General features: G+C 64.3%; 3 protein-coding genes. All 3 read right to left on the bottom strand.

Annotated elements, in window-relative coordinates; genetic code table 11:
• Positions 1–347: DUF1667 domain-containing protein (locus tag ACP5VX_RS06740; RefSeq protein WP_428725115.1), on the bottom strand; the 347-nt coding region annotated here is incomplete at its 3' end.
• Positions 344–1,603, bottom strand: a complete 1,260-nt coding sequence (locus ACP5VX_RS06735) for an NAD(P)/FAD-dependent oxidoreductase (RefSeq protein WP_428725114.1) — start codon at positions 1,601–1,603, stop codon at positions 344–346. The genes ACP5VX_RS06735 and ACP5VX_RS06740, both read right to left, overlap by 4 nt.
• Positions 1,600–3,090 (bottom strand): NAD(P)/FAD-dependent oxidoreductase, encoded by a 1,491-nt coding sequence (locus ACP5VX_RS06730; protein WP_428725116.1) that lies wholly within the window; start codon positions 3,088–3,090, stop codon positions 1,600–1,602. Before ACP5VX_RS06730 ends, ACP5VX_RS06735 begins: the two co-directional genes overlap by 4 nt.
• Between the last annotated feature and the right edge of the window lie 6 nt (positions 3,091–3,096).

Genomic DNA, 3,096 nt, shown 5'->3' with positions numbered 1-3,096 from the left:
GCCACCCTCCTCGTGGCCACCACATCAGTACCGCAGACGTCTCTCAACACTACGTCGCCTATGTTGACGGGCGCCGTCAAGACGACGTCCTTTAGCTTCTCCATTACCAGCCAGATACAGTCTTTGGGTACCGGGCGCCTCGTCTTGACGGAGACCGTTGGCAGATCGCCCCCAACAACTCTAACGACGGATATGACGTAGCGCGTGGGGGCCTCTATCTCCTGCCTCGCGTACTCCACCCCCCTCGGGCACCGGTTGCCGGTGACCTCGACCACTCCGCCCCTGACCACGACCCTCATCGTACAGCTGGCGGGGCAGACAGCGCACACCAGCTCCACCGCGCTCACCTCTTCACCACCTCCACCGTGACTTTACCTCCTTCCCCGAGCACCCCCTTCAGCTTCTCTGCTCTGAGCCTGAACCTCAGCATCTCCGGCGGCCTGACCCCGAGCTGCGGGATCCTCAGCCCCGCCTCCGGCACCTGGAGGACAACGTCCTGCTCGGGGTAGGACACCCTGGCGTAGAAGAGGGCGTCCCTCTCGCCGGACAGGTACTGCGGGACGACCAACCTCACGTTCCTGCCCTTCACCACTCTCACCCTCCTCCCCGTGGGCCTCCCACCCGACTCCACGTACGCTCTGGCCCCCTCGGCCGCCAGCTCCCCCTGCTCAACGGCGTAGTCGACGAGGTCGTTTACGACGAGGGAGTTACCGGCTGCGAAGACGCCCGGTATGCTGGTCTCGAGCAGCTCGTTCACGGCGGGCCCCCCAGTGGCGGGGTCGACCTCGACGCCCGCCCTCTCCAAGAGGTCGATGTTGGGCCTGAGACCGGCCGAGACCACGACCGTGTCGCAGGGTATCTCGAACTCGCTGCCGGGTATGGGCCTCAGGTTCTCGTCAACCCTCGCGACAACGACCTTCTCCACCCTCTTCCTCCCCTCGACCCTCAACACGACGTGGCTCAACAGAAGCGGGATGTTGAAGTCCCTCAGGCACTGCACCACGTTCCTCATGAGCCCTCCCGGGTACGGCATTACCTCGACCACCGCCTTCACCTCGGCCTTCTCGAGCGCGAACCTCCTAGCCATTATCAGCCCCACGTCGCCTGAGCCTATTATCACGACCCTCTTGCCCGGGAGGACCCCGTAGACGTCCATGAGGGTCTGGGCCTCCCCGGCCGTGTAGACCCCGTCGGGCCTGCCCCCGTGGACGCCTATCTCGAAGAGAGTCCTCTCCCTGGCGCCGGTGGCGTACACGACGGCCCTCGCCCTGGCCACGACTACCCCCTGCCGGGTCACCATGTCCAGCCTCTTCCAGCCGTCCGCCTCAACGCTCAGCGAGAGGACGTGCGTTCTGACCCAGTACTCCACCCCCTTAGACTCCAGCCTGTCGATGAGCCTAGCGATGAACTCGCCGCCCGTCAGGTCCTCCTTGAAGTAGTGAAGCCCGAACCCGGTGTGGACGCACTGGAGGGGGATGCCTCCCAGTCTCTCCCTGTTTTCGACGAGCAGCGTTCTAAGCCCCAGGTCGCTCGCTCTAATGGCCGCGGCGATACCCGCCGGCCCTCCCCCCACAACCACGACGTCGTACTCGGCCCTCCTCACACCTCCCCCCTCCACGCCGCCTTCACGTCTCCTACGCCCAGGCTGCTGTACTTCACGACCACGTCCTTCACCTCGACGCCCGTGAGCTCGGAGACGATCTTTGCGACCCTCGTCCTGCAGAATGAGCCCTGACATTTGCCGAACCCCACGTACACCCTGAACTTCAAGCCGTCCAGCGTCACGGTCTTCACCCCTATCCTCCTCATCCTCTCCACCGCCTCGGCCACCTCGGCCTTCGAGACGAATTTGCAGTAGCAGACGATCTCCCCGTAGTCCGGGTTCTTCCTTATGAGCTCGTCTAACTCCTGGAGGCTGCGGCCTCTGACCCTGGTGATGTCCTGCCTAAAAGGCCTCCAGTTCCTCTTCTCGACCAGGTCTAGGGAGTACTCGCGGGCGAGCAGTTCGAGGACGTAGTTGGCTATGGCGGGGGCCGCTGTGAGGCCCGGCGACCTGATCCCCGCCACGTTGACGAACCCCCAGGGCTCCGCGTATGCCTTTATCAGCCAGTTACCATCCGGCGGCTCTGGCCTGAGGCCGGCGAAGAACCTTATCACCCTCTTAGGGTCGGGCCTCTCCCTCAGCAGCTTAGACGCCTCGTCTAGCAACAGCTCTACGCCCTCCCTGGTGGTCGAGACCTCCTCTCTAGCCTCCTCTGGTAGGTCCTCGGCGGTAGGCCCGACCATCAGGTTCCCGTGGACGGTGGTTATCGCGTAGACGCCCTTGGTCTTCGGGGTCGGGACCGTGTGGAGGACCCTCTGGGGTTTAAGGGGGTAGTCCTCGTCGAAGAGGAGGTACTGCCCCCTCCTCGGCCTTATACGGAACCACTCCTCGACCCCCGCGGTGTGGGAGACCCTGTCGGCGTAGAGGCCAGCCGCGTTCACTACTATGTCGGCTGCTATAAAGCCGCGGTCCGTCTCGACGCCGGCGACTCTCCCGTCCTTCACCACCACCCTCTCCACCCTGGTCTCGGTGAGTAGCCTGACGCCGTTCTCCACAGCGTTCTCGACTATGGCTATCACCGCCTCGAACGGCGATATCAGCCCGGCCGTCGGGGCGTAGAGCCCGCCGACAGCCTCCGGGTTGACGTTTGGCTCCAGCTCCCTCAGCTCCTCCCTCCCCAACAGCCTAACCCCCGGGACACCGTTGGCCTCGGCCAACCTCAAGTACTTGCGCACCTCCACCTCTTCTTCCTCGGTGTGGTAGACGATGACCTCGCCGGGCCACCTCGCCGGTATGGAGAGCTCCCTGACCCACTCCCTCCACAACTTGTTGCCCTCGAGGCAGAGCCTGGCCCTCAACGGGTACTTCTCCGGGTCTTCCTCGTGGCATGGGTGTATGATGGAGGTGTTGGCCTTGCTCACACCCCAGCCGACGTCGGGCTCCTTCTCGACTATCACGACGTCCAGGTTCTCGAACCTGCTGAGAACCCTCGCAATCGAGGCCCCGACAACGCCCGCGCCCACGATAACGACTCTCAGCCTGGCCACCCGCCC

This window comes from Thermogladius sp., assembly GCF_049970955.1.
In the GTDB taxonomy this organism is placed as follows: domain Archaea; phylum Thermoproteota; class Thermoprotei_A; order Sulfolobales; family Desulfurococcaceae; genus Thermogladius.
The sequence above is the reverse complement of the archived record's forward strand: the minus strand, read 5'-3'. Positions and strand labels throughout refer to the sequence as shown.